This is a genomic window from Marinomonas mediterranea MMB-1 (assembly GCF_000192865.1).
Lineage (GTDB): Bacteria > Pseudomonadota > Gammaproteobacteria > Pseudomonadales > Marinomonadaceae > Marinomonas > Marinomonas mediterranea.
On the sequence record NC_015276.1, the window covers coordinates 238,052 to 258,474 of the forward strand.

The 20,423-nt window shown below is 45.6% G+C and carries 22 protein-coding genes; all 22 read left to right on the plus strand.

From position 1 onward, the window contains the following. The first annotated feature begins 177 nt into the window (after positions 1-177). The 22 genes from rpoB to rpsH all read left to right on the plus strand — a co-directional run bounded on the left by rpoB (position 178) and on the right by rpsH (position 20,420). Complete coding sequence (gene rpoB / locus MARME_RS01170; RefSeq protein ID WP_013659442.1) at positions 178-4,278, plus strand: DNA-directed RNA polymerase subunit beta; 4,101 nt, start codon at positions 178-180, stop codon at positions 4,276-4,278. Positions 4,279-4,343: 65 nt separating this feature from the next. Beyond that, positions 4,344-8,546, plus strand: coding sequence for a DNA-directed RNA polymerase subunit beta' (gene rpoC, locus MARME_RS01175; protein WP_013659443.1), 4,203 nt, complete (start codon positions 4,344-4,346; stop codon positions 8,544-8,546). Positions 8,547-8,681: 135 nt separating this feature from the next. Then, on the plus strand, positions 8,682-9,053 hold the full coding sequence (rpsL, locus tag MARME_RS01180) for a 30S ribosomal protein S12 (RefSeq protein ID WP_013659444.1): 372 nt from the start codon (positions 8,682-8,684) through the stop codon (positions 9,051-9,053). Between the two features lie 112 nt (positions 9,054-9,165). Beyond that, positions 9,166-9,639: a 30S ribosomal protein S7 gene (rpsG, locus tag MARME_RS01185; protein ID WP_013659445.1), complete on the plus strand. Its 474-nt coding sequence runs from the start codon at positions 9,166-9,168 to the stop codon at positions 9,637-9,639. A gap of 21 nt (positions 9,640-9,660) precedes the next feature. After that, complete coding sequence (fusA, locus tag MARME_RS01190) at positions 9,661-11,754, plus strand: elongation factor G (RefSeq protein ID WP_013659446.1); 2,094 nt, start codon at positions 9,661-9,663, stop codon at positions 11,752-11,754. Between the two features lie 35 nt (positions 11,755-11,789). Next, positions 11,790-13,013 (plus strand): elongation factor Tu, encoded by a 1,224-nt coding sequence (tuf, locus tag MARME_RS01195; RefSeq protein ID WP_013659447.1) that lies wholly within the window; start codon positions 11,790-11,792, stop codon positions 13,011-13,013. A gap of 212 nt (positions 13,014-13,225) precedes the next feature. Beyond that, on the plus strand, positions 13,226-13,537 hold the full coding sequence (gene rpsJ, locus MARME_RS01200; RefSeq protein WP_012071937.1) for a 30S ribosomal protein S10: 312 nt from the start codon (positions 13,226-13,228) through the stop codon (positions 13,535-13,537). Positions 13,538-13,664: 127 nt separating this feature from the next. After that, on the plus strand, positions 13,665-14,303 hold the full coding sequence (gene rplC / locus MARME_RS01205) for a 50S ribosomal protein L3 (RefSeq protein ID WP_013659448.1): 639 nt from the start codon (positions 13,665-13,667) through the stop codon (positions 14,301-14,303). 12 nt (positions 14,304-14,315) lie between these two features. Then, positions 14,316-14,921, plus strand: a complete 606-nt coding sequence (rplD, locus tag MARME_RS01210) for a 50S ribosomal protein L4 (protein WP_013659449.1) — start codon at positions 14,316-14,318, stop codon at positions 14,919-14,921. Continuing rightward, positions 14,918-15,214, plus strand: a complete 297-nt coding sequence (rplW, locus tag MARME_RS01215) for a 50S ribosomal protein L23 (RefSeq protein ID WP_013659450.1) — start codon at positions 14,918-14,920, stop codon at positions 15,212-15,214. Before rplD ends, rplW begins: the two co-directional genes overlap by 4 nt. A 14-nt stretch (positions 15,215-15,228) precedes the next feature. Next, a complete protein-coding gene (gene rplB, locus MARME_RS01220) occupies positions 15,229-16,053 on the plus strand; it encodes a 50S ribosomal protein L2 (protein WP_013659451.1) in 825 nt (274 codons plus the stop codon). Between the two features lie 15 nt (positions 16,054-16,068). Beyond that, entirely contained in the window at positions 16,069-16,344 is a 276-nt protein-coding gene (gene rpsS, locus MARME_RS01225; RefSeq protein ID WP_013659452.1) for a 30S ribosomal protein S19, read from the plus strand. Positions 16,345-16,359: 15 nt separating this feature from the next. Further along, complete coding sequence (gene rplV, locus MARME_RS01230; RefSeq protein ID WP_013659453.1) at positions 16,360-16,692, plus strand: 50S ribosomal protein L22; 333 nt, start codon at positions 16,360-16,362, stop codon at positions 16,690-16,692. A gap of 14 nt (positions 16,693-16,706) precedes the next feature. Continuing rightward, positions 16,707-17,387 (plus strand): 30S ribosomal protein S3, encoded by a 681-nt coding sequence (gene rpsC, locus MARME_RS01235; RefSeq protein ID WP_013659454.1) that lies wholly within the window; start codon positions 16,707-16,709, stop codon positions 17,385-17,387. Between the two features lie 13 nt (positions 17,388-17,400). Then, the gene (gene rplP / locus MARME_RS01240; protein ID WP_013659455.1) at positions 17,401-17,814 is read left to right on the plus strand and encodes a 50S ribosomal protein L16; all 414 of its coding nucleotides are present in this window, start codon (positions 17,401-17,403) and stop codon (positions 17,812-17,814) included. Then, a complete protein-coding gene (rpmC, locus tag MARME_RS01245) occupies positions 17,815-18,006 on the plus strand; it encodes a 50S ribosomal protein L29 (RefSeq protein ID WP_013659456.1) in 192 nt (63 codons plus the stop codon). 1 nt (position 18,007) lies between these two features. Next, a complete protein-coding gene (gene rpsQ / locus MARME_RS01250; protein WP_013659457.1) occupies positions 18,008-18,271 on the plus strand; it encodes a 30S ribosomal protein S17 in 264 nt (87 codons plus the stop codon). Positions 18,272-18,318: 47 nt separating this feature from the next. After that, positions 18,319-18,687 (plus strand): 50S ribosomal protein L14, encoded by a 369-nt coding sequence (rplN, locus tag MARME_RS01255; RefSeq protein WP_013659458.1) that lies wholly within the window; start codon positions 18,319-18,321, stop codon positions 18,685-18,687. Between the two features lie 15 nt (positions 18,688-18,702). Then, positions 18,703-19,020 (plus strand): 50S ribosomal protein L24, encoded by a 318-nt coding sequence (gene rplX, locus MARME_RS01260; protein ID WP_013659459.1) that lies wholly within the window; start codon positions 18,703-18,705, stop codon positions 19,018-19,020. 17 nt (positions 19,021-19,037) lie between these two features. Next, complete coding sequence (gene rplE / locus MARME_RS01265; protein ID WP_013659460.1) at positions 19,038-19,577, plus strand: 50S ribosomal protein L5; 540 nt, start codon at positions 19,038-19,040, stop codon at positions 19,575-19,577. 12 nt (positions 19,578-19,589) lie between these two features. Continuing rightward, positions 19,590-19,895 (plus strand): 30S ribosomal protein S14, encoded by a 306-nt coding sequence (gene rpsN, locus MARME_RS01270; protein WP_013659461.1) that lies wholly within the window; start codon positions 19,590-19,592, stop codon positions 19,893-19,895. A gap of 132 nt (positions 19,896-20,027) precedes the next feature. Next, positions 20,028-20,420 (plus strand): 30S ribosomal protein S8, encoded by a 393-nt coding sequence (gene rpsH, locus MARME_RS01275; protein WP_013659462.1) that lies wholly within the window; start codon positions 20,028-20,030, stop codon positions 20,418-20,420. Positions 20,421-20,423 lie beyond the last annotated feature (3 nt).

The following is a 20,423-nucleotide window of genomic DNA, read 5'->3' on the forward strand; positions in this document are numbered from 1 at the left end:
TGTTCCAGAATTCGGCCTTTAGTCGAATTGGCTGGTGGCATTTTGCCACCGGCCTTTTTGGGTTTCTAAAACCCAGATAAAATGAAAAGAATTTTTTATTGAGAGAAAACTCTCTCATTATTTGGTAAGGCCTTATCTAGGCCTTTTGCGTCAATGTGCACAAGCTGGGGAATGCTGATGGCTTACTCATACACTGAGAAAAAACGTATCCGTAAGGATTTCGGTAAACTGCCGCCCGTTTTGGATGTGCCATACTTGCTGGCAATTCAGCTTGAATCCTACCGTAAATTCCTGCAAGAGGGTAAAGACCTTGCAGAGCGTGAGGAATTAGGTCTACATGGGGCCTTTAAATCTGTCTTTCCAATGGTCAGCTTTTCCGGCAATGCGGCTCTAGAGTACGTCGATTACCGATTAGGCAAACCTGTTTTTGATGTAAAAGAGTGTCAACTGCGTGGCGTGACCTACGCGGCTCCTTTACGCGTTCGTGTAAGACTTATCATTTATGATAAAGAATCTTCGAACAAGGCAATTAAAGACATCCGTGAGCAAGAAGTATACATGGGCGAAATTCCGCTCATGACAGAAAACGGTACCTTTGTTATCAATGGTACAGAGCGTGTAATTGTATCTCAGTTGCATCGTTCTCCTGGTGTGTTCTTCGACCACGACCGTGGTAAGACTCACTCTTCAGGTAAGTTACTGCATTCTGCTCGTGTTATTCCTTACCGTGGTTCATGGTTGGACTTCGAGTTCGATCCTAAAGACTGCGTGTTCGTTCGTATCGACCGCCGTCGTAAGTTACCTGTTTCTATTTTGCTACGTGCATTAGGCTACAAAACAGAAGAAATCCTAGATACTTTCTTCGATACCGTTCGTTTCTACCTAAGTAAAGATGGGTTTGAGATGGATTTGGTTGCTAGCCGTCTTCGTGGTGAAACTGCACTGTTTGATATTGTTGATGGTAACGGCGAGATCATCGTAGAAGAAGGTCGTCGTATTACTGCGAAACATATTCGTGCTATGGATAAAGCGGGTCTAGAACGTCTTTCTATTCCACTAGAATATATCCTAGGCAAAGTATCTGCGAAAAACCTTGTGCATCCTGCGACAGGTGAGTTGATTGCAGAGGCGAATACAGAGCTATCTGTTGATTTGTTAGAAGCGTTGGTGGGTTCAGGCATTAAAGAAATTGATGTGCTGTACACGAACGATTTGGATCACGGTCCATTTATTTCTGACACATTGCGTATTGATCCAACAAACAATCAGCTGGAAGCATTGGTAGAAATTTACCGTATGATGCGCCCAGGCGAGCCGCCAACAAAAGAATCTGCTGAAGGCTTGTTCCAAGGTCTTTTCTTCGCAGAAGAGCGTTACGACCTTTCAAGTGTTGGTCGTATGAAGTTCAACCGTCGTTTAGGTCGTGATGAAGATAAAGGTCCGGGCATTCTGGATAATGAAGACATCATTGCGGTACTGAAGACGTTGTTGGATATCCGTAACGGTAACGGCATGGTAGATGATATCGACCATTTGGGTAACCGTCGCGTGCGTTCTGTTGGGGAAATGGCAGAGAACCAATTCCGCGTAGGTTTGGTTCGTGTTGAGCGTGCTGTTAAAGAGCGTCTGTCTATGGCAGAAGCTGATGGCTTGATGCCTCAAGATTTGTTGAACGCTAAACCAGTTGCTGCTGCGATTAAAGAGTTCTTCGGTTCCAGCCAGCTGTCTCAGTTCATGGACCAAAACAACCCGCTTTCTGAGGTAACTCATAAGCGTCGTGTTTCTGCGCTTGGCCCCGGTGGTTTGACGCGAGAGCGTGCGGGCTTTGAAGTTCGAGACGTACACGCAACACACTACGGTCGTGTTTGTCCTATCGAGACACCAGAGGGACCAAACATCGGTTTGATCAACTCGTTGTCTACGTATGCGCGTACTAACAGCTATGGTTTCCTTGAAACACCTTACCGTAAGGTTGTTGATGGCAAAATGACGGATGAAACGGTTTACGTTTCCGCTATTGATGAGGCGAAGTACGTAATCGCACAAGCATCCGTTAATGTTGACGAAGAAGGCCGTTTGGTTGACGAATTGGTTCAGGTGCGTCACATGCACGAAACCACTTTGTTGGCAAAAGAAAAAGTGAACTTGATGGACGTGTCTCCACGCCAGGTCGTTTCGGTTGCTGCTTCTTTGATTCCGTTCCTAGAACACGATGACGCAAACCGCGCATTGATGGGATCGAACATGCAACGTCAAGCCGTTCCAACGTTAAAGGCTGATAAGCCTGTTGTTGGTACGGGTATGGAGCGCAATGTTGCGAAAGACTCAGGTGTTTGTATCGTTGCTCGTCGTGGCGGTGTGATTGAGTCTGTTGATGCAAGCCGAATCGTTGTACGTGTTAACTCTGAAGAGACGCTTGCAGGTGAGGCGGGTGTAGATATATACAACCTGACCAAATACGTGCGTTCTAACCAGAATACATGTATTAACCAGCGTACTCTTGTCATGAAAGGCGAAAAGGTTGCATCTGGCGATATCATGGCGGATGGCCCTTCTGTTGATATGGGTGATTTGGCCTTGGGTCAAAACATGCGTATCGCGTTCATGCCTTGGAATGGCTTTAACTTCGAGGACTCCATCCTTGTTTCTGAGCGAGTGGTAGAAGAAGATCGATTTACGTCTATCCATATCCAAGAGCTTACTTGTGTTGCTCGTGATACTAAGCTTGGGCCTGAAGAGATTACTGCGGATATTCCAAACGTAGGTGAAGGCGCGCTTTCTAAACTTGATTCTTCCGGTGTTGTTTACATCGGTGCAGAAGTAGAGCCTGGCGATATTCTAGTTGGTAAAGTGACACCTAAAGGTGAAACTCAGCTGACTCCAGAAGAAAAGCTGTTGCGTGCTATCTTCGGTGAAAAAGCGTCTGATGTTAAAGATACATCTCAGCGCGTTAAAACCGGTACTCGCGGTACAGTTATCGATGTTCAGGTCTTTACTCGTGATGGCATCGAAAAAGACGAACGTGCGAAATCTATTGAAAAGTCTCAGTTAGACCAAGTACGTAAAGATCTTAACGAAGAGTTCCGTATCGTCGAGAAAGCGACGTTTGAACGTCTAGCGGAAGCGCTAGTCGGTCAGCAAGCAGAAGGCGGTCCTGGTCTAGCACGTAATGCAATCATTACTGAAGACTACCTGGCTAATTTGGACCACCCTGAGTGGTTTAAGATTCGTGTAGCAAGTGAAGACGCTAGTGAACAGCTAGAGAAAGCGCAAGCGGCTTTGATTGAACGTCGTAAAGAGCTTGATGCTAAGTTCGAAGATAAGAAGCGTAAGCTTCAAACTGGCGATGACTTGGCGCCTGGCGTACTTAAGATTGTTAAAGTTTATGTTGCTATCAAACGTCGTATTCAGCCTGGTGATAAAATGGCCGGCCGTCATGGTAACAAAGGTGTAATCTCGAAAATTATGCCTGTTGAAGATATGCCATACGACGAAAATGGTGACCCTGTCGACATCGTCTTGAACCCTCTTGGTGTTCCGTCTCGAATGAACGTAGGTCAGGTTCTTGAGACTCACTTAGGTGCAGCAGCAAAAGGTCTTGGTCGTAAGATCAACGAGATGATCCAGATTGAGCGAGAAAAAGCTGAGACAGTGCAAGAACTTCGTTCTTTCTTAGGTGAGGTTTATAACGGTCATGAAGATGGACTGCGCTCAGCTCGTGTAGAAGATCTTGATAGCTTCACAGATGACGAAATCTTAACGCTGGCATCGAACCTTAAAGGCGGCGTGCCTATGGCATCTGGTGCTTTTGATGGTGCTAAAGAAGCAGAAATCAAACGCATGTTGCGTCTTGCTGGCTTGAACGAAAGCGGTCAAATTAAGTTGTTTAACGGTCGTACTGGTGATGCCTTTGAGCGTCCAGTAACGGTTGGTTACATGTACATGCTTAAGTTGAACCACTTGGTAGACGACAAAATGCACGCTCGTTCTACAGGTTCTTACAGCTTGGTTACTCAGCAGCCTCTTGGTGGTAAAGCTCAGTTTGGTGGACAGCGTTTCGGTGAGATGGAGGTATGGGCACTTGAAGCTTATGGTGCAGCATACACACTACAAGAAATGTTGACCGTTAAGTCTGATGACGTGAATGGCCGTACTAAGATGTATAAGAACATCGTAGATGGCGATCATCGTATGGAACCAGGCATGCCAGAATCCTTCAACGTATTGGTTAAAGAGATCCGTTCTCTTGGTATCGATATCGAGTTGGAAAACGAATAAGCACGAATCACATTTGACCTGCTGGGGAGCGCGGCTCCCCAGCCTTACGAGTGGGGCGAATATACATGAAAGACTTATTAGGTCTTCTAAAATCACAAGGACAATCTGACGAGTTTGATTCGATTCGTATCGGTCTGGCTTCGCCAGATATGATTCGTTCGTGGTCTTACGGCGAAGTTAAAAAGCCTGAGACGATCAACTACCGTACGTTCAAGCCTGAGCGTGACGGATTGTTCTGTGCAAAAATCTTTGGTCCTATTAAGGACTACGAATGCTTGTGTGGTAAATACAAGCGTTTGAAACACCGTGGTGTCATTTGTGAGAAGTGTGGCGTTGAAGTTGCTCTGTCTAAAGTGCGCCGTGAGCGTATGGGGCATATCGAACTAGCGTCTCCAGTTGCTCATATTTGGTTCTTGAAGTCTCTTCCGTCTCGTATCGGTCTTATCCTAGATATGACGCTACGTGATATTGAGCGAGTGCTTTATTTCGAATCTTTCATAGTAATTGACCCAGGCATGACAACGCTTGATAAAGGTCAGCTTTTGAATGATGAGCAGTATTTCGAAGCACTAGAAGAGTTTGGTGATGAATTTGACGCTCGTATGGGTGCTGAAGCTATCCAAATGTTGCTACGCGACATGGATATGGCTGAAGAAATCAACACGATGCGTGAAGAATTGAACGCAACAAACTCTGAAACTCGTATTAAGAAGCTTTCTAAGCGTTTGAAGTTGATTGAAGCGTTCCATAATTCTGGTAACAACCCAGAATGGATGGTGCTTGAAGTACTGCCAGTACTTCCGCCAGATCTTCGTCCTCTTGTGCCGCTAGAAGGTGGGCGTTTTGCGACGTCTGACTTGAACGATTTATATCGTCGAGTGATCAACCGTAACAACCGTTTGAAACGTCTTTTAGAGCTTGCTGCACCGGATATCATCGTACGTAACGAAAAGCGTATGTTGCAAGAGTCTGTTGATGCATTGCTTGATAACGGTCGTCGTGGTCGCGCAATTACCGGTTCTAACAAGCGTCCTCTGAAATCTTTGGCAGATATGATCAAAGGTAAGCAAGGTCGTTTCCGTCAGAACTTGCTTGGTAAGCGTGTAGACTACTCTGGTCGTTCTGTAATCACCGTAGGTCCTTCATTGCGTTTGCACCAGTGTGGTCTTCCTAAGAAGATGGCACTTGAGCTGTTTAAACCATTTATCTTCTCTAAACTAGAGCTACGCGGCATGGCAACGACCATTAAAGCTGCGAAGAAAATGGTAGAGCGTGAAACACCAGAGGTTTGGGATATTCTAGATGAAGTTATCCGCGAACACCCTGTAATGCTTAACCGTGCGCCTACATTGCACCGTTTGGGTATTCAAGCGTTCGAACCTATGTTGATCGAAGGTAAAGCGATTCAGTTGCACCCACTTGTGTGTGCGGCGTATAACGCTGACTTCGATGGTGACCAAATGGCGGTACATGTACCTCTAACAATCGAAGCTCAGTTAGAAGCACGTGCATTGATGATGTCTACAAACAACATCTTGTCCCCAGCGAACGGTGAGCCGATCATTGTTCCTTCTCAAGACGTTGTATTGGGTCTTTACTACATGACTCGCGACAAGATCAACGCTAAAGGTGAAGGCATGGCTTTCGCTGACATCAAAGAGGTTCATAGAGCCTATGGTGCTAAGCAAGTTGAACTGCACGCAAAAGTTAAAGTACGTATCAACCAAGTTGATACAACGCTAGAAGGTGAAAAAGTTCCTTCGACTTTCATTGCAGATACAACTGTTGGTCGTGCGTTGTTGTTTGATGTTGTTCCTGATGGCCTTCCCTTCTCGGTTGTTAACCAGCCGATGAAAAAGAAAGCGATCTCGAACCTAATCAACCAATGTTACCGTAAGGTTGGCTTGAAAGAGACGTGTATTTTTGCAGACCAGTTGATGTATACCGGTTTCCAATACGCGACAGCGTCTGGTTCTTCTGTTGGTGTGGATGACTTCGTTATTCCGCCAGAAAAAGCTGAAATCATTTCTCGCGCAGAAGAAGAAGTTAAAGAAGTTGAATACCAGTTTGCTGATGGTCTTGTAACGCAAGGCGAGAAATACAACAAGGTAATTGACCTTTGGTCTCGTACTAACGAAACCGTAACTGATGCCATGATGAAAAACTTGGCAAAAGAGACTGTTATCAATAAAGATGGAGAAGAGGTTGAGCAACAATCTTTTAACTCTGTTTATATGATGGCTGACTCCGGTGCCCGTGGTAGTGTCGCTCAGATGCGTCAGCTAGGTGGTATGCGTGGTCTGATGGCGAAACCAGATGGTTCCATCATCGAGACGCCTATTACGGCGAACTTCCGTGAAGGTCTGTCGGTTCTTCAGTACTTTACCTCGACTCACGGTGCTCGTAAGGGTCTTGCCGATACCGCACTTAAAACTGCGAACTCCGGTTACCTAACGCGTCGTCTTGTAGATGTTGCTCAAGATTTGGTAATCACAGAAGTAGATTGTGGTTCATCTGACGGTATTACCGTAAACGCGATGATTGAAGGTGGAGACGTAGTTGTTCCTCTTGGTCAACGTGTACTGGGTCGTGTTGTTGCACAGGATGTAATGGACACTAAAGGTGAGCTTGTTCTTGCTGCTGGTACTTTGATTGATGAGCATCACATTCGCACAATCGAAGCGGCAGGTGTTGACGAAATGATCGTTCGCTCTGTTATTACTTGTGATACTAAACACGGTGTATGTGGTAAGTGTTACGGTCGTGATTTGGCTCGTGGTCACTTGGTTAACATTGGTGAGGCTATTGGTGTTGTTGCTGCGCAATCTATCGGTGAGCCGGGTACACAGCTTACCATGCGTACATTCCACATCGGTGGTGCGGCATCTCGTGCTTCAGCGGTAGATAGTGTTCAAGTGAAGAGTGCTGGTACCGTTCGTTTCCATAAGATGAAGAGCATTGAGCGCGAAAATGGCCAATTGGTTGTTGCTTCTCGTTCATCTGAGTTGGCTATTGCAGACGAAGCTGGCCGTGAGAAAGAGCGTTATAAGCTTCCTTACGGTGCGGTTCTAAGTGTGCTTGACGGTGATTCTGTTACTGCTGGTCAAGTCGTTGCTAACTGGGATCCACATACCCACCCAATCGTGTCTGAGACGCAAGGTCGTCTTGAATTCTCTGGTATGGATGAGGGTGTAACTATCCGTCGTCAGTCCGATGAGATGACAGGTTTGACTACCATCGAAGTCTTGGAAATGAGAGATCGACCTTCAGCAGGTAAAGATCTTCGTCCTATGATTGCGGTTGTGGATGAATCAGGTAATCCAGTAATGATTCCTGGTACAGATTCTCCAGTTCAATACATGCTTCCAGAGAAAGCGTTATTGAGTTTGGATCACGGTGCTACGATTAAGTCAGGTGAAGTCTTGGCTCGTATCCCGCAAGAATCTCAAGGTAACAAAGATATCACGGGTGGTCTGCCTCGAGTAGCTGACCTATTTGAAGCTCGTCGTCCTAAAGATCCAGCGATCATGGCAGAAGCGACAGGTGTTGTTGGCTTTGGTAAAGAGACGAAAGGTAAGATTCGATTGGTTATCAATCCGCAAGACGGAAGTGATCCAATTGAGACTCTTATTCCTAAGTGGCGTCAGATCAACATCTTTGATGGTGAAGAAGTGGCTAAGGGTGAGATCATTGCCGATGGTCCTCTAAACCCTCATGATATCTTACGCTTGAAAGGTGTGGAGGCTTTGGCTGACTACATCACAATGGAAATTCAAGAAGTATACCGTTTGCAAGGTGTAGTGATAAACGACAAACACATTGAGGTTATCGTTCGTCAAATGCTGCGCAAAGTGGATGTGGGTGAGGCCGGTGATACTGACCTTATTCAAGGTGACCAAATTGAATACACTCAATTGTTGGATGCGAACGAAGCTGCAGAAGCAGATGACAAGTTCCCAGCTAAGTTTGAGCGCGTTCTACTTGGTATCACAAAAGCATCTTTGGCTACCGAATCCTTTATTTCTGCCGCGTCGTTCCAAGAAACAACGCGTGTATTAACAGAAGGTGCGGTAACCGGTAAGAAAGACCACTTACGTGGTCTGAAAGAAAACGTTGTAGTAGGTCGACTTATCCCAGCGGGTACAGGTTTGGCATACCACAGCGAGCGCAAGAACAAGAAAGAACTTGCGCAAGCAGCGAAGGAAGGAAGTGCTACAGTAAGTGCTTCTGATGTCGAAGAAGCACTAAGTGCCGCTCTAAAAGACTAAATTTGCTGATTTAGTCAAAGGGAGGTGATTTTTTAGTCTCCTCCCTATTGACTGTTTTATAGGCGCAAATTACACTTGCGCCTCCTTAATTTTGACGATATCCGTCATAAGTATTGGATTTGTGGAGCTTGTATAATGGCAACCGTTAACCAGTTGGTTCGTAAACCACGTAAACGTAAAGTGGCAAAAAGTGACGTACCTGCGTTACAAGCTTGTCCGCAACGCCGTGGCGTCTGCACACGTGTATACACTACTACGCCTAAAAAGCCTAACTCGGCTTTGCGTAAAGTATGTCGTGTTCGCTTGACGAACGGCTTTGAAGTAACTTCCTACATCGGTGGTGAAGGTCACAACCTGCAAGAACACAGCGTAGTGCTGATTCGTGGCGGTCGTGTAAAAGACCTTCCAGGTGTTCGTTACCACACAGTTCGTGGTAGCTTGGATACTTCAGGCGTACAAAATCGTAAACAGGGCCGTTCTAAGTACGGTACTAAGCGTCCTAAGTAAGTTTCAAGTTAATAACTTAAGCTTATTTCATCGTTTAGAAACATAATTTTATTAAAGTAAGGCCGAGCAGATTAACTAGTTTGTCTCGGGCTAACCTGAAGAGGACATAGACATGCCTAGAAGACGCGTCGTCGCAAAGCGTGAAGTACTTCCAGATCCTAAGCACGGAAGTCAACTTCTTGCAAAATTCATTAACCATGTAATGGTTAGTGGTAAGAAGTCTGTAGCAGAGAGCATTGTTTACAAAGCGCTAGACACTGTTGCAACACGCACTAAATCAGAAGACCCAATGTCGGTTTTCGAAAAAGCACTAGAATCAATCCAACCAATGGTAGAGGTTAAATCTCGCCGTGTAGGTGGTGCGACTTACCAAGTACCTGTAGAGGTTCGTCCAGCTCGTCGTGCAGCTTTGTCTATGCGTTGGTTGGTAGAAGCTTCTCGTAAGCGTGGCGAAAAATCCATGGCGCTACGTTTAGCGGGTGAAATTCTAGATGCTGCTGAGAACAAAGGTTCTGCTGTTAAGAAACGTGAAGACGTTCACCGTATGGCAGAAGCGAACAAAGCATTCTCGCACTACCGATTCTAATCGTCCGGAGAGACAAACAAAGTGGCACGTAAAACTCCCATCAACCGCTATCGTAACATCGGTATTTGTGCACACGTTGATGCTGGAAAAACGACTACAACTGAACGCGTTCTGTTCTATACTGGTCTGTCCCATAAAATTGGTGAGGTGCACGATGGTGCAGCTACCATGGATTGGATGGAGCAAGAGCAAGAACGCGGTATCACTATCACTTCAGCAGCAACAACTTGTTTCTGGAGTGGTATGAGTCAACAGTTTGATCAGCACCGAATCAATATTATTGATACGCCAGGGCACGTAGACTTCACGATAGAAGTGGAGCGTTCGTTACGTGTGTTGGATGGTGCAGTCGTGGTTCTTTGTGGCTCTTCCGGTGTTCAGCCTCAAACCGAAACAGTATGGCGTCAAGCAAATAAGTACGAGGTTCCTCGTATGGTGTTTGTTAATAAAATGGACCGTACTGGTGCTGACTTCTTCAGTGTTGTGGAGCAGATGAAAGAGCGTTTAAACGCGAACGCTGTTCCTATTCAAATCAACATAGGTACGGAAGAAGGCTTTAAAGGTGTCGTTGATCTGGTTCTCATGAAAGCAATTATGTGGAATGAATCAGATCAGGGGATGACTTATGAGCTTGAAGAAATTCCAGCTGATTTAGTTGAAGAGGCTCAAACGTGGCGTGAGCAAATGCTTGAGGCCGCAGCTGAAGCAAATGAAGAATTGATGGATAAGTACCTTGAAGAGGGCGATTTATCTATCGAGGAAATCAAGGCTGGCTTACGTCAGCGTACTTTGGCAAATGAATTGGTGCTCGTAACGTGTGGTTCGGCGTTTAAAAACAAAGGTGTTCAAGCTGTGCTTGATGCTGTTGTTGAATATATGCCTTCGCCGCTTGAAGTTAAGGCAATTGAAGGGACGTTGGATGACGGTGAAACGTCTGTTAGTCGAGAGGCTGATGACGAGGCTCCGTTCGCATCTTTGGCGTTCAAGATTGCCACTGACCCATTTGTTGGGTCACTAACTTTCGTACGAGTATATTCCGGAGTGCTAAGCTCTGGTGATGCGGTTTACAACTCAGTGAAACAAAAGCGTGAGCGTGTAGGTCGTATGGTGCAAATGCACTCTAATGACAGGCAAGAAATCAAAGAAGTGCGAGCCGGAGATATTGCTGCGTTGATCGGTATGAAAGACGTAACAACGGGCGACACACTCTGTGATCAGAAAAAAGTCGTTGTTTTAGAGCGCATGGAGTTTCCAGAACCTGTTATTTCTGTTGCGGTTGAGCCTAGATCTCAAGCGGATCAAGAGAAAATGGGTATTGCGCTGGGTAAATTGGCGCAAGAAGATCCGTCTTTTCGTGTTGAAACACATGAAGAGACAGGTCAGACAATTATATCCGGTATGGGAGAGCTTCACCTCGACATTATCGTTGACCGTATGCGTCGCGAGTTTAAAGTTGAGGCGAATATTGGTAATCCCCAAGTTTCATACCGAGAAAAAATTCGCAAAGAAGTGGAAGTTAACCACAAATTTGCGCGCCAATCTGGTGGTCGTGGACAATATGGCCACGTTGTTATGAAACTTATACCTTCAGATACTGAAGGTCTTGAGTTTGTAAACGAGATTGTTGGTGGTGCTATTCCGAAGGAATATATACCAGCAGTAGAGAAAGGCATCGCAGAGCAAATGAAAAACGGTGTTATCGCAGGCTACCCATTATTGGGGCTTAAGGTAATATTGTTTGATGGTTCCTACCATGATGTTGACTCTAACGAAATGGCCTTTAAAATTGCAGCTTCTCAAGGCTTGAAGAAGGGTGCGGCTGATGCTGATCCTTGTGTACTTGAGCCAGTGATGAAAGTAGAAGTTGTAACTCCTGAAGAGTACATGGGAGACGTAATGGGAGACCTGAATCGTCGCCGTGGTCTTGTTCAGGGAATGGACGATTCCCCGTCAGGTAAAATTATCCGAGCAGAAGTGCCTTTAGGTGAGATGTTTGGTTATGCAACTGATGTGCGTAGCTTGTCGCAAGGGCGTGCAAGTTATGCAATGGAATTCCTAAAGTACGCTGAAGCGCCAGCTAGTGTGGCAGACGCGATCATCAAATATGAAAATTAATCATCATACTTACTAATATTTAAGGTGTATGTATCATGGCAAAAGAAAAGTTCGAACGTAATAAACCACACGTTAACGTTGGTACTATCGGTCACGTTGACCACGGTAAAACTACTCTAACTGCAGCGCTAACTCGCGTATGTGCAGAAGTATTCGGTGGTGAAGCTGTTGCATTTGACGGTATCGACAACGCTCCTGAAGAGCGTGAGCGTGGTATCACAATCGCAACGTCTCACGTTGAATATGATTCTACAATCCGTCACTACGCACACGTAGACTGCCCAGGACACGCCGATTATGTTAAAAACATGATCACAGGTGCTGCTCAAATGGACGGCGCGATCCTAGTATGTGGTGCGACTGACGGCCCTATGCCTCAGACTCGTGAGCACATCCTTCTTTCTCGTCAAGTAGGTGTACCATACATCGTAGTATTCCTAAACAAAGCAGACCTTCTTGCTGAAGACTGTGGCGGTGCTGACTCTGAAGAATACGCAGAAATGCTTGAGTTGGTAGACATGGAACTACGTGACCTTCTTTCTGAATACGACTTCCCAGGTGATGACACTCCAATCATCCCAGGTTCTGCTCTAATGGCATTGAACGGTGAAGACGATAACGAAATGGGTACAACTGCTGTTAAGACTCTAGTTGAAACTCTAGACTCTTACATCCCTGAGCCAGAGCGTGCGATCGACGGTGCATTCATCATGCCTATCGAGGACGTATTCTCTATCCAAGGCCGTGGTACTGTAGTAACTGGTCGTGTAGAGCGCGGTATCATCAATACTGGTGACGAAGTAGAAATCGTAGGTATCAAAGAAACTACTAAAACTACTTGTACTGGTGTTGAGATGTTCCGTAAGCTTCTTGACGAAGGTCGTGCGGGTGAGAACATCGGTGCACTTCTACGTGGTACTAAGCGTGAAGAAGTTCAGCGTGGTCAAGTATTGGCTGCTCCAGGTTCTATCAATCCTCACACTGAGTTCGAAGCTGAAGTATACGTTCTAGGTAAAGATGAAGGTGGTCGTCACACTCCATTCTTCAAAGGTTACCGTCCACAGTTCTACTTCCGTACTACTGACGTAACTGGTGCTTGTGAGCTTCCAGAAGGCGTTGAAATGGTTATGCCTGGTGATAACATCCAGATGACTGTTACTCTAATTCACCCAATCGCGATGGACGAAGGTCTTCGTTTCGCGATCCGTGAAGGTGGTCGTACAGTTGGTGCTGGTGTTGTAGCTAAAGTTCTTAAATAATCGATTCTACGAATCTTTTATTTAATTAGCTAAAAAAGGCTGCTCGATTTTTCGAGCGGCCTTTTTTGTTTTTTGATCAAAATTTTTAGCTTTTAAAATTGGTTACTTGACAACCAATTTTATAGTGGCTAGAATTCGCCGTCCTTAAAAAAGGATAGTGGCTCAAAAAGTATACAGTTGAGTTGCTCAAAACATTGTATTTGGAGTTGGAAATGCAAAGCCAAAAAATCCGTATTCGTTTGAAAGCGTTCGATCACCGTCTGATTGATGCTTCAACGCAAGAGATTGTGGACACTGCTAAGCGCACAGGCGCTCAAGTACGTGGACCTATTCCGCTTCCTACTCGCAAAGAACGTTATACAGTGTTGATTTCTCCTCACGTGAACAAAGATGCACGTGATCAATACGAAATCCGCACACATAAACGTGTTCTAGACATCGTAGAGCCAACAGAGAAAACTGTTGACGCTCTTATGAAACTAGATCTTGCGGCAGGCGTGGAAGTACAAATTTCTTTGGGTTAATTCTCAAAGTTTAGGGGTGCGATAACCAGCTGGTAATCAGTTGGCCTAAGCACATTAGTGGAATGGCCTGGAATGGTCAGCCGTAGCGGGTGATAGCCCCGTACACAACTGGCAAACGAGGTAAAAAATGGCTATTCAATTAGTCGGACGCAAAGCCGGAATGACACGTATCTTCAATGAAGATGGTGTATCCGTGCCAGTAACCGTCATCGAGGTAGAACCGAACCGCGTAACACAGGTGAAAACAGCAGAAACTGACGGCTATAGCGCTGTTCAAGTAACTGTTGGTGAGCGCCGTGCAAACCGTGTAAACAAAGCTGCTGCAGGTCACTTTGCAAAAGCGAACGTTGAAGCGGGTCGTGGTTTATGGGAGTTCCGCCTGGCAGGTGGCGAAAAAGAAATCAATGTTGGTGATGAGCTAACAGTTGCTGATTTCGAGTCTGTAACCACAGTTGACGTAACTGGTCAATCTAAGGGTAAAGGCTTCCAAGGTGGCATTAAGCGTCATAATTTCAGTATGCAAGATGCTACACACGGTAACTCATTGTCTCACCGTGCTCCTGGTTCTATCGGTCAATGTCAAACACCTGGTCGTGTTTGGAAAGGCAAAAAGATGGCAGGTCACATGGGCGCGGCTCAAGTAACTACACAATCTCTAGAAGTTGTTCGTGTAGATGCTGAGCGTAACCTTATCCTTGTAAAAGGTGCGGTTCCTGGCGCGACTAACGGTGACGTTGTTCTTCAACCAGCTGTTAAAGCACGCTAAGAGGAATAGACAATGAACTTGAATTTGACAGGTGCTGAAGGAACGGTTGAAGTTTCTGATGTAACCTTTGCTCGTGAGTACAACGAAGCACTAGTACACCAAGTTGTTACAGCATACTTGGCAGGTGCTCGTCAGGGTACACGCGCTCAAAAAACTCGCTCTGAAGTAGCTGGCGGTGGTCGTAAGCCTTGGAAACAAAAAGGTTCTGGTCGCGCTCGTGCAGGTACTATTCGTAGTCCTCTATGGCGTTCTGGTGGTGTAACATTCGCTGCTAAACCACAAGACCACTCTCAGAAAGTAAACAAGAAGATGTATCGTGCAGCATTGCGCACCATCTGGTCTGAGCTTGCTCGTAAAGACCGTCTTGTTGTAGTTGAGGAGCTTAAAATTGACGCTCCAAAAACTAAGCTTTTCAAAGCAAAAATGGCAGAGTTGAATGTAGAAAACGCGTTGGTTGTTTCTCATGATTTAGATGACAACCTGTTTTTGGCTGCGCGTAACATTCCGAATGTAGGCGTGTGCGATGCTGCGTCTATCGATCCTGTTAGCTTGATTGCATACGACAAAGTGTTGGTGACAGTTGGTGCTCTGAAACAAGTTGAGGAGGCACTAGCATGATCGGCGAACGCATTTATAAAGTTTTGTTAGGTCCGCACATCTCTGAGAAAGCGACTATCGTTGCTGAAGGCAACGGTCAGTACGTTTTTCGAGTGACAGGTGATGCTACAAAACCTGAAATTAAACAAGCAATCGAAGCGTTGTTTGAAGTGAAAGTAGAATCTGTTCGCACGTTGAACCAAAAAGGTAAAACAAAGCGTACGGTTCGCGGCCTAGGTAAGCGTAACGATGTGAAAAAAGCATACGTTCGTTTAGCTGAAGGTCAAGAAATCGACTTCATGGGCGCTGAATAAGGGGAGATAGGTCAATGGCTGTTGTAAAAAGTAAGCCAACATCTGCAGGCCGTCGTCACGTTGTTAAAGTTGTTAACAACGATTTGCACAAAGGCGCACCTTACGCTCCTTTGCTAGATAAAAAAAGCAAATCTGGTGGTCGTAACAACAACGGACGCATCACTACTCGTCACGTAGGTGGTGGTCATAAGCAGCATTACCGTATGATCGATTTCCGTCGTAATAAAGATGGAATCACAGCGGTAGTCGAGCGTTTGGAATATGATCCAAACCGTTCTGCAAATATTGCGCTAGTTAAATATGCTGATGGTGAGCGTCGCTACATTATCGCTTCCAAAGGTATGGCGGCTGGTACTGTTGTATCTAGTGGCTCAGATGCCCCTATCAAACCAGGTAATACTTTGCCTTTGCAAAATATTCCTGTAGGTAGTGTGGTTCACTGTGTTGAGCTTAAGCCTGGCAAAGGTGCGCAAATCGCACGTTCTGCTGGTGCATCTGCTCAGTTGGTTGCTCGTGAAGGTCGTTATGTAACATTACGTCTTCGCTCAGGTGAAATGCGTAAAGTATTGACTGAGTGTCGTGCAACTCTAGGTGAAGTATCTAACTCTGAGCACAGTTTGCGTGTTCTTGGTAAAGCTGGTGCTAAGCGCTGGCGCGGTGTTCGCCCAACTGTTCGCGGTGCGGCAATGAACCCGGTTGATCACCCACACGGTGGTGGTGAAGGTCGTTCATCTGGTGGTCGTCACCCGGTAACACCATGGGGCGTGCCTACTAAAGGCTACAAGACACGCAAGAACAAGCGTACTGATAAACTTATTGTACGTCGTCGTACTAAGTAATAAGAGGAAACGACTGTGCCACGTTCACTAAAAAAAGGTCCATTTATCGACCTTCATTTGTTGAAAAAGGTAGAGGCTGCGGTAGAGAAAAGTGATCGTCGACCAATCAAAACTTGGTCTCGCCGTTCTACTATCTTCCCAGAATTTGTTGGGTTGACTATCGCTGTCCATAATGGTCGCCAGCATGTCCCAGTTCTTGTAACTGAAGACATGGTCGGTCATAAATTGGGTGAGTTCGCTCCGACCCGTACGTACAAGGGTCATGCTGCGGACAAGAAAGCCAAACGGTAAATAAGGGGTATAATCATGAGTGAAGTAAGTGCTTCATTAAAAGGTGCTCGCCTCTCAGCGCAGAAGGCCCGTTTGGTTGCAGATCAAATTCGCGGCAAGTCTGTAAGCGATGCACTGAACATTTTGGCGTTCAGTCCTAAGAAAGCGGCAGCGATTGTTAAGAAAGTGCTTGAGTCTGCTGTAGCTAATGCTGAGCATAACGAAGGCGCAGACATCGATGACTTGCGTGTATCTACGATTTACGTTGACGAAGCGATGACTTTGAAGCGTATTATGCCACGCGCTAAAGGCCGTGCTGATCGTATTTTGAAACGCGGTTGCCACATTACAGTTAAAGTCGCTGACTAATTAGGAGAAACCCAATGGGTCAGAAGGTTCATCCAACTGGAATTCGCCTAGGGATAGTTAAAGATCATACTTCTACTTGGTATGCGAACAATCAAAACTACTCTAAGCTACTACTAAACGATCTTCAGGTTCGTAAGTACCTAGAAGAGAAATTAGTTCAGGCATCTGTATCTCGTATTGAGATTCAGCGTCCTGCACAAACTGCTCGTATTACTATTCACACTGCTCGTCCGGGCATCGTGATTGGTAAGAAGGGTGAAGATGTTGAGAAACTACGTAATGCAGTTTCTAAGATGATGGGCGTACCAGTTCACATCAACATCGAAGAAATTCGTAAGCCAGAACTTGATTCTAAGCTAGTTGCTCAGAATATCGCTGGCCAGCTTGAACGTCGTGTTATGTTCCGTCGTGCTATGAAGCGTGCGGTTCAGAATGCTATGCGTGCTGGCGCGAAAGGTATCAAGGTTCAGGTAAGTGGTCGTCTGGGCGGTGCAGAAATTGCACGTGCAGAATGGTACCGCGAAGGTCGTGTGCCTCTACACACTCTACGCGCTGACATTGACTACGCTACTTATGAAGCAAGCACAACATACGGTATTATCGGTGTTAAAGTGTGGATCTTCAAAGGCGAAATCTTGGGCGGTATTGAACAAGTGCGTGCTGAGAAAGGCGCACAAAAGAAGAAGTCTAAGTAAGGGGTAGTAAGTCATGTTACAACCTAAACGTACTAAGTTCCGCAAAATGCAAAAAGGCCGCAACCGTGGTTTGGCGTTGCGCGGTAACCAAGTTAGCTTTGGTGAATTCGGATTGAAATCGACCGCTCGTGGTCGTATCACCGCTCGTCAAATTGAAGCGGCTCGTCGTGCAATGACGCGTCACATCAAACGTGGTGGTAAAATCTGGATTCGTGTATTCCCTGATAAGCCGATTACTCAGAAACCTCTAGAGGTTCGTCAAGGTAAAGGTAAGGGTAGCGTAGAATACTGGGTTGCACAGATTCAACCTGGTAAAATGCTTTATGAAGTTGAGGGTGTTTCAGAGCAGCTAGCACGCGAGGCATTCGCACTAGCCGCAGCTAAGCTTCCTTTGTCCACAACTTTCGTAACGCGTACGGTGATGTAGATGAAAGCAAAAGAACTGCAAGAAAAGTCTGTAGCTGAGCTACAAGAGACGTTGATCGAACTGTTACGTGAGCAATTCACTCTGCGTATGCAGAAAGCCACAGGTCAGTTAGCGCAAAGTCATTTGCTCTCAGAAGTTCGCCGCAATATCGCACGTGTTAAAACCGTGCTTAACGATAAGGCAGGTAACTAAAATGAGTGCAGAAACTAAAGCGCGTATTGCTACTGGTAAAGTGGTAAGCGATAAGATGGATAAGTCCATCACAGTACTAGTTGAACGTACGGAAAAACACCCACTATACGGTAAGTTTGTTCGTCGTTCTTCTAAGCTACATGCTCACGATGAAAACAATGAATGCCAAATCGGTGATACGGTAACGGTGGTTGAATGTCGCCCTTACTCTAAGTCTAAGACTTGGAAACTGGTTCAGGTAGTTCAGAAAGTAGCAGCTTTATAAGCTGTTACTTCGTGAGACTCGTTATCTAATTTGATTGGAGAGCAGCAATGATTCAAACGGAATCGATGCTTGATGTAGCAGATAACAGCGGCGCAAAGCGCGTTCAGTGTATTAAAGTACTGGGTGGCTCTCATCGTCGTTATGCTGCTATCGGTGACATCATCAAGGTCACAGTTAAAGAAGCGATCCCTCGTGGTCGTGTTAAGAAAGGGCAGGTTTTAGACGCAGTTGTCGTTAGAACTAAGAAAGGTGTTCGTCGTCCAGATGGTTCTATTATCCGCTTTGATGTAAACTCTGCGGTTCTATTGAACGCTTCAGGGCAGCCTCTTGGTACTCGTATCTTTGGCCCTGTTACACGTGAGTTGCGTACAGAGCAATTCATGAAAATTGTTTCTCTTGCGCCTGAAGTGCTGTAAGAGGAGGGGGACATAATGCGTAAAATCAAACGTGACGACGAAGTTGTTGTAATTGCTGGTAAAGATAAAGGCAAGCGCGGCAAAGTTGTTAAGGTAGTAGACGAGAGTCGTGTTCTTGTTTCTGGTATCAATATGATCAAGAAACATGAGAAGCCAAACCCTATGAAGGGCACAACTGGCGGCATCGTTGAAAAAGAAGCACCTATCCAAATTTCTAACGTAGCAATTTTTAACACTGCTACAGGTAAAGCGGATCGCGTCGGCTTTAAAGTGAATGAAGACGGTACGAAAGTACGTGTTTTCAAATCTAACAGTGAAGCGATCGACGCCTAAGAGCGAGAATTATAGCCATGGCGAGACTTAAGCAAGTTTATACAGATCAAGTTGTAGCTAAACTGACTGAACAGTTTGACTACAAAAATGTAATGGAAGTGCCGAAAATCACTAAAATTACGTTAAATATGGGTGTTGGTGAAGCTATCGCAGACAAGAAACTTCTTGAACATGCGGTAAATGATCTTCAAGCCCTTAGCGGCCAGAAAGTAGTAGTTACTAAGGCTCGTAAATCAGTAGCAGGCTTTAAAATCCGTGACGGTTACCCGATCGGTTGTAAAGTTACTCTACGTGGTGAGCGTATGTGGGATTTCTTCGATCGTCTAGTAGACGTCGCTATCCCACGTATCCGTGACTTCCGTGGTTTGAACCCGAAATCATTCGACGGTCGCGGTAACTACAGCATGGGTGTTAAAGAGCAGATCATCTTCCCAGAAATCGATTACGATAAAGTTGATCGTGTACGTGGTCTTGATATCACTATCACAACAACCGCTCGTACCGACGAAGAAGGTCGTGCTTTGCTAGCCGCCTTTAGTTTCCCTTTCAAGAAATAAGAGGTAGGAATCATGGCAAAAGTATCGATGGTTCAACGCGAAGCAAAGCGTACCAAGTTAGTAGCGAAGTATGCTGAAAAGCGTGCTGCTCTAAAAGCGATCATTAACGACGTTAATGCATCGGACGATGAGAAATGGGAAGCAACTCTTAAGTTGCAGGCGCTTCCTCGTGACTCATCTTCTTCTCGCCAACGTAATCGTTGTCAGGTAACTGGTCGTCCGCACGGTGTATACCGTCGCTTCGGTCTATCACGCATCAAGCTTCGTGAAGCGGCAATGCGTGGCGACGTACCAGGCTTGAAGAAAGCTAGTTGGTAAGCAAGTAGAGCGCGATCATAATACATTGCAGTGAGGGGGTGTCTGGAAAACTTCTGGACATTCCGCTCGCTGCTGTGTACTATGCGCGAGCTCTATTTGCTGCACAATGGTTTTTTATTTAGGAGCTCTTAAATGAGTATGCAAGATACACTTGCGGATATGTTCACTCGTATCCGTAATGCTCAGATGGCAGCTAAGACATCTGTTAGCATGCCTTCATCAAAAATGAAGGTGTCATTAGCCAATGTTCTACGTGAAGAAGGTTACGTTACAGACTATTCCGTAGAAGAAGGTGTAAAGCCGACCCTTACTATCGAGTTGAAATACTACGAAGGTAAGCCGGTAATCGAAGAAATTAAACGCGTTTCTCGCCCAAGTTTGCGTCAGTACAAAGCATCTAACAATCTACCAAAAGTAGAAGCAGGTTTAGGTGTTGCAATCATCTCTACCTCTAAAGGTTTGATGACTGACCGTGCAGCTCGCGCTGCTGGTGTTGGCGGCGAAGTAATCTGCACAGTATTCTAGGAG

What these genes read in the sequence shown, in the direction of transcription:
- rplX (WP_013659459.1), top strand. Translation starts at nt 18,703, where the DNA reads ATGCGTAAAATCAAACGTGACGACGAAGTTGTTGTAATTGCTGGTAAA.
- rpoC (WP_013659443.1), top strand. Translation starts at nt 4,344, where the DNA reads ATGAAAGACTTATTAGGTCTTCTAAAATCACAAGGACAATCTGACGAG.
- rplN (WP_013659458.1), top strand. Translation starts at nt 18,319, where the DNA reads ATGATTCAAACGGAATCGATGCTTGATGTAGCAGATAACAGCGGCGCA.
- rplE (WP_013659460.1), top strand. Translation starts at nt 19,038, where the DNA reads ATGGCGAGACTTAAGCAAGTTTATACAGATCAAGTTGTAGCTAAACTG.
- rplW (WP_013659450.1), top strand. Translation starts at nt 14,918, where the DNA reads ATGATCGGCGAACGCATTTATAAAGTTTTGTTAGGTCCGCACATCTCT.
- rplD (WP_013659449.1), top strand. Translation starts at nt 14,316, where the DNA reads ATGAACTTGAATTTGACAGGTGCTGAAGGAACGGTTGAAGTTTCTGAT.
- rplB (WP_013659451.1), top strand. Translation starts at nt 15,229, where the DNA reads ATGGCTGTTGTAAAAAGTAAGCCAACATCTGCAGGCCGTCGTCACGTT.
- rpsN (WP_013659461.1), top strand. Translation starts at nt 19,590, where the DNA reads ATGGCAAAAGTATCGATGGTTCAACGCGAAGCAAAGCGTACCAAGTTA.
- rpsC (WP_013659454.1), top strand. Translation starts at nt 16,707, where the DNA reads ATGGGTCAGAAGGTTCATCCAACTGGAATTCGCCTAGGGATAGTTAAA.
- rplP (WP_013659455.1), top strand. Translation starts at nt 17,401, where the DNA reads ATGTTACAACCTAAACGTACTAAGTTCCGCAAAATGCAAAAAGGCCGC.
- rpsQ (WP_013659457.1), top strand. Translation starts at nt 18,008, where the DNA reads ATGAGTGCAGAAACTAAAGCGCGTATTGCTACTGGTAAAGTGGTAAGC.
- rplV (WP_013659453.1), top strand. Translation starts at nt 16,360, where the DNA reads ATGAGTGAAGTAAGTGCTTCATTAAAAGGTGCTCGCCTCTCAGCGCAG.
- rpsL (WP_013659444.1), top strand. Translation starts at nt 8,682, where the DNA reads ATGGCAACCGTTAACCAGTTGGTTCGTAAACCACGTAAACGTAAAGTG.
- rpoB (WP_013659442.1), top strand. Translation starts at nt 178, where the DNA reads ATGGCTTACTCATACACTGAGAAAAAACGTATCCGTAAGGATTTCGGT.
- rplC (WP_013659448.1), top strand. Translation starts at nt 13,665, where the DNA reads ATGGCTATTCAATTAGTCGGACGCAAAGCCGGAATGACACGTATCTTC.
- rpmC (WP_013659456.1), top strand. Translation starts at nt 17,815, where the DNA reads ATGAAAGCAAAAGAACTGCAAGAAAAGTCTGTAGCTGAGCTACAAGAG.
- tuf (WP_013659447.1), top strand. Translation starts at nt 11,790, where the DNA reads ATGGCAAAAGAAAAGTTCGAACGTAATAAACCACACGTTAACGTTGGT.
- rpsH (WP_013659462.1), top strand. Translation starts at nt 20,028, where the DNA reads ATGAGTATGCAAGATACACTTGCGGATATGTTCACTCGTATCCGTAAT.
- rpsJ (WP_012071937.1), top strand. Translation starts at nt 13,226, where the DNA reads ATGCAAAGCCAAAAAATCCGTATTCGTTTGAAAGCGTTCGATCACCGT.
- rpsG (WP_013659445.1), top strand. Translation starts at nt 9,166, where the DNA reads ATGCCTAGAAGACGCGTCGTCGCAAAGCGTGAAGTACTTCCAGATCCT.